At 60.4% G+C, this 4,593-nt stretch carries 4 protein-coding genes and 1 pseudogene; all 5 read left to right on the top strand.

The features are described from left to right. A pseudogene (eno, locus tag C9413_RS28135) lies at positions 1–321 on the top strand (phosphopyruvate hydratase); the annotation flags it as partial. Positions 322–462: 141 nt separating this feature from the next. Further along, positions 463–783 carry a septum formation initiator family protein gene (locus C9413_RS28130; protein WP_039844813.1) on the top strand — a complete coding sequence of 107 codons (321 nt, stop codon included), beginning with the start codon at positions 463–465 and terminating at the stop codon, positions 781–783. A 146-nt stretch (positions 784–929) separates the two neighbouring features. Beyond that, positions 930–1,976 (top strand): pyruvate dehydrogenase (acetyl-transferring) E1 component subunit alpha, encoded by a 1,047-nt coding sequence (gene pdhA, locus C9413_RS28125; RefSeq protein WP_170251216.1) that lies wholly within the window; start codon positions 930–932, stop codon positions 1,974–1,976. Positions 1,977–1,991: 15 nt separating this feature from the next. Next, a complete protein-coding gene (locus tag C9413_RS28120; RefSeq protein WP_039844815.1) occupies positions 1,992–3,371 on the top strand; it encodes a pyruvate dehydrogenase complex E1 component subunit beta in 1,380 nt (459 codons plus the stop codon). An 18-nt stretch (positions 3,372–3,389) separates the two neighbouring features. After that, on the top strand, positions 3,390–4,593 hold a 1,204-nt coding region (locus tag C9413_RS28115; protein ID WP_170251215.1), incomplete at its 3' end, for a pyruvate dehydrogenase complex dihydrolipoamide acetyltransferase.

Here is a 4,593-nt window from a genome sequence, read left to right as displayed (position 1 = left end):
TCCCGCATGCTCGATAGCCTCCGCAGGGGTACCGCCACCGCGATCCTCGTGAAGGTCAACCAGATCGGCTCCCTGACCCAAACCCCCGACGGCGTCAACCCAGCGCACAAGGCAGCCTACACCGCCGTCATGTCGCACCGCTCGGGCGAGACCGAAGACTCCACGATCGCCGATCTCGCCGTCGCGACCAACTGCGGCCAGATCAAGACCGGCTCGCTGTCGCGCTCCGACCGTCTGGCGAAGTATAACCAGCTGATCCGCATCGAAGAGGGCCTTGGCCCCCAGGCTCGCTACGCCGGTCGCTCGATCGTCCGAGGCTGATATCCTTTAAAAATCATATCCTTGAAACCCGCGCTTTGCCGGCGCGGGTTTTTTGTTGCTCTCAATTCATAGTCAACGGACGGTTAATCTCTCAGGCGTAAGCTTGTTGAATAGGTAATGCGTTTGAGAGCATGTGCGCGTATGTGGACAAAGCATCATAAGAAGAGAAAGCTCGGCCGGTTCGTCATTCCGGCCATGACGGTCGCTTTTCTCTCCTATTTCGGTTATCACTGCATTCACGGCGACTATGGTCTCCGGGCCACAGAAGGCTTCGAGAAGCGCCGAATTGCGCGTGAGCGTGAGCTTGCGGTCTTGAAGGCGAAACGCGAACATCTGGAGCAGCAAGTCGCGCTGTTGAGCGATGGCTCGCTCGACAAGGACATGCTGGACGAAAAAGCCCGCTATCAGTTGAACATGTCGCGGGCCGACGAAATCGTCATATTCAATTCCTATGCCAATTAACCGGAAATAGGTTAATTGGCAATTCTGTAGCTTTATCAATTATTTAAAGCAGAATACGTGCCATGCATTTATGGCATTGCTGTGGCCAAATTTCTTCCCTATGGTACGCGCCACCTAAGAAACGACAAACCCATAGGGAGGGTTGAATGGCGCCGCGAAAGACCGCGACCGTTTCCAGCCGCAAAACCAGCGCAAAACCGCAGAGCAAGCAATCGAATGGCGGGGCTATCGCCGATTTCGACCGCGATACCGAACTTAAGGCCTATCGCGAAATGCTACTCATCCGCCGTTTCGAGGAAAAGGCAGGCCAGCTGTACGGCATGGGCTTCATCGGCGGTTTCTGTCACCTTTATATCGGCCAGGAAGCCGTTGTCGTCGGCATGCAGTTCGCGCTCAAGGAAGGCGACCAAGTCATCACCGGCTACCGCGATCACGGCCATATGCTGGCGACCGGCATGACCGCGCGCGGCGTGATGGCGGAGCTGACGGGACGCAGGGGCGGCTATTCCAAGGGGAAGGGCGGCTCCATGCACATGTTCTCCAAGGAAAAGCATTTCTACGGCGGCCACGGCATCGTCGGCGCCCAGGTTTCGCTCGGCACCGGCCTCGCGTTCGCCAACAAGTATCGCGGCAATGACAATGTCAGCGTCGCCTATTTCGGCGACGGGGCGGCCAACCAGGGCCAGGTCTACGAAAGCTTCAACATGGCGCAGCTCTGGAAGCTGCCCGTCATCTACGTGATAGAGAATAACCGCTACGCCATGGGCACCTCGACCGCCCGCGCGACCGCGCAGGCCGATTTCTCCAAGCGCGGAGCGTCCTTCGGCATTCCGGGTATGCAGGTGGACGGCATGGACGTGCGCGCCGTCAAGGCTGCTGCCGATGAAGCGATCGAGTACTGCCGTTCCGGCAAGGGTCCGATGATCCTCGAAATGCTGACCTATCGTTATCGCGGCCATTCGATGTCCGACCCGGCGAAGTATCGTTCGAAGGACGAAGTGCAGAAGATGCGCTCCGAATCCGATCCGATCGAGCAGGTGCGCCTGCGCCTCATCGAGAAGGGCTGGGCGTCGGAAGATGACCTGAAGTCCATCGACAAGGACGTGCGCGATATCGTCGCCGACAGCGCCGATTTCGCCCAGGCCGATCCAGAGCCGGATGTATCCGAGCTCTACACCGACATTCTGCTCTAATCGGGGAGGGAACCCATGCCTATCGATATCCTCATGCCCGCCCTCTCTCCGACGATGGAAGAAGGCACGCTGTCCAAATGGCTCAAGAAAGAAGGCGACAAGGTCACTTCCGGTGACGTGATTGCCGAGATCGAAACCGACAAGGCGACGATGGAAGTCGAAGCCGTCGACGAAGGCGTGATTGGCAAGCTTTTGGTCCCGGCCGGCACCGAAAATGTCAAGGTGAACGCCAAGATCGCCGTGCTGCTGCAGGATGGCGAATCGGCTTCGGACATCTCCACCGCAGCCCCCGCCGCACAGCCGGCTCCGGTTGCGGCTCCTCAGGCCGAGGAAAAAACGGCCGCCCAGGCGTCCGTTCCGGCCGAGCCTAAGGCTTTCGTTCCGAACGATCCGGAAATCCCGACAGGCACCGAGATGGTGTCGATGACCGTTCGCGAAGCGCTTCGCGACGCCATGGCCGAAGAAATGCGCGCCGACGAGAGCGTCTTCGTCATGGGCGAGGAAGTTGCAGAATACCAGGGCGCCTACAAGGTGACTCAGGGCCTCTTGCAGGAGTTCGGCTCGCGCCGCGTGGTCGATACCCCGATCACCGAACATGGCTTTGCCGGCATCGGCGTCGGTGCTGCTATGGCCGGCCTACGACCGATCGTCGAATTCATGACTTTCAACTTCGCCATGCAGGCGATAGACCAGATCATCAATTCCGCCGCCAAGACGCTCTACATGTCCGGCGGCCAGATGGGCGCACCGATGGTCTTCCGCGGCCCGAACGGCGCGGCTGCCCGCGTTGCCGCCCAGCACAGCCAGGACTACGCTGCCTGGTACTCGAGCATTCCGGGCCTCAAGGTTGTCATGCCGTACACGGCGTCGGACGCCAAGGGCCTGCTAAAGGCCGCAATCCGCGATCCGAACCCGGTCATCTTCCTCGAGAACGAAATCCTCTACGGCCAGCACTTCGACGTGCCGAAGCTCGATAACTTCGTTCTGCCGATCGGCAAGGCCCGTATCCACCGTCCAGGCAAGGATGCGACCGTCGTATCATGGGGCATTGGCATGACCTATGCCACGAAAGCCATCGCCGAACTCGAAAAACTTAGCATCGACGTCGAACTGATCGACCTTCGCACCATACGTCCGATGGATCTGCCGACCATCATCGAATCGGTTAAGAAGACGGGCCGCTTGGTCACCGTCGAGGAAGGCTATCCGCAGTCGTCCGTCGGCACGGAAATCGCCACCCGCGTCATGCAGCAGGCCTTCGATTATCTCGATGCGCCGATCCTTACGATTGCCGGCAAGGACGTTCCAATGCCCTATGCCGCCAACCTCGAGAAGCTGGCTCTGCCGAATGTCGGCGAAGTCGTCGATGCGGTGAAGGCCGTCTGCTACAAATAACAAGGGGAGGGTATTTCGATGCCTATCAACATCACGATGCCAGCCCTATCTCCGACGATGGAAGAAGGCAATCTGGCCAAGTGGCTCGTCAAGGAAGGCGACACCGTCAAGTCCGGCGATGTGATCGCCGAGATCGAGACAGACAAGGCGACAATGGAAGTCGAAGCCGTCGATGAGGGCACGATTGCCAAGATCGTCGTTCCGGCCGGTACGGAAGGTGTCAAGGTCAATGCGCTGATCGCGGTTCTTGCCGGCGAAGGCGAGGACGTTGCCGCCGCTGCAAGCGGCGCGGGTTCGGCTGCTGCCTCGTCCTTCGAAGCGAAAGCCCAAAGCGCTTCCGCTACTCGCGACGAGGCAGGCAAAGGCACCGCGCCAGCCGCTGCCCTGCTTGCCGCGAATGCCAATGTGAGCCCTCACCCTGAGGTGCCGCTGCAGGCCGCCCCGAAGGGGGAGGGCGTCACACGCACCTTCTCCTCGCCGCTCGCGCGGCGTCTGGCCAAGGAAGCCGGTATAGATCTTTCCACAATTGCCGGTTCCGGCCCGCGCGGCCGTGTGGTTAAGAGCGATGTCGAGACCGCCGTCGCCGGTGGTGGCGCTAAAGCGGCGCCCGCTGCTGCGGCGGCTCAGCAGGCTGCTGCGGCTCCGGCTCCGGCACCGGCTGCAGCCAAGGGTGCACCGGAGGAGGCTGTCCTCAAGCTCTTCGAGCCGGGCTCCTACGAGCTCGTGCCGCATGACGGCATGCGCAAGACGATTGCCCGCCGCCTGGTGGAATCCAAGCAGACCATCCCGCACTTCTACGTCACCGTCGATTGCGGACTGGATGCGCTGCTGGCGCTGCGTTCCCAGCTCAACGATTCCGCCCCGCGCAAGGATGGTGCCCCGGCCTACAAGCTTTCTGTCAACGACATGGTCATCAAGGCGCTTGCGCTTGCGCTGCGAGACGTTCCGGACGCGAATGTGTCCTGGACCGAAAATAACATGGTCAAGCACAAGCATGCCGATGTCGGCGTCGCCGTCTCCATTCCAGGCGGGCTGATCACCCCGATCGTTCGCAAGGCTGAAGAAAAGACGCTGTCCGCCATCTCCAACGAGATGCGTGATCTCGGCAAGCGCGCCAAGGACCGCAAGCTGAAACCTGAGGAATACCAAGGCGGCACCACCTCGGTCTCGAACATGGGCATGATGGGGGTGAAAGACATCGAAGCCGTCGTAAGCCCGCAAA

This window comes from Rhizobium sp. SEMIA 4085 (assembly GCF_013004495.1).
GTDB classification, from domain to species: domain Bacteria; phylum Pseudomonadota; class Alphaproteobacteria; order Rhizobiales; family Rhizobiaceae; genus Rhizobium; species Rhizobium gallicum.
Note: the sequence above shows the minus strand (reverse complement) of the source record. Positions and strands in the feature narration are given on the sequence as shown.

Coding starts and splice junctions, on each gene's coding strand:
- pdhA (WP_170251216.1), top strand. CDS start 930: ATGGCGCCGCGAAAGACCGCGACCGTTTCCAGCCGCAAAACCAGCGCA.
- C9413_RS28120 (WP_039844815.1), top strand. CDS start 1,992: ATGCCTATCGATATCCTCATGCCCGCCCTCTCTCCGACGATGGAAGAA.
- C9413_RS28130 (WP_039844813.1), top strand. CDS start 463: ATGTGGACAAAGCATCATAAGAAGAGAAAGCTCGGCCGGTTCGTCATT.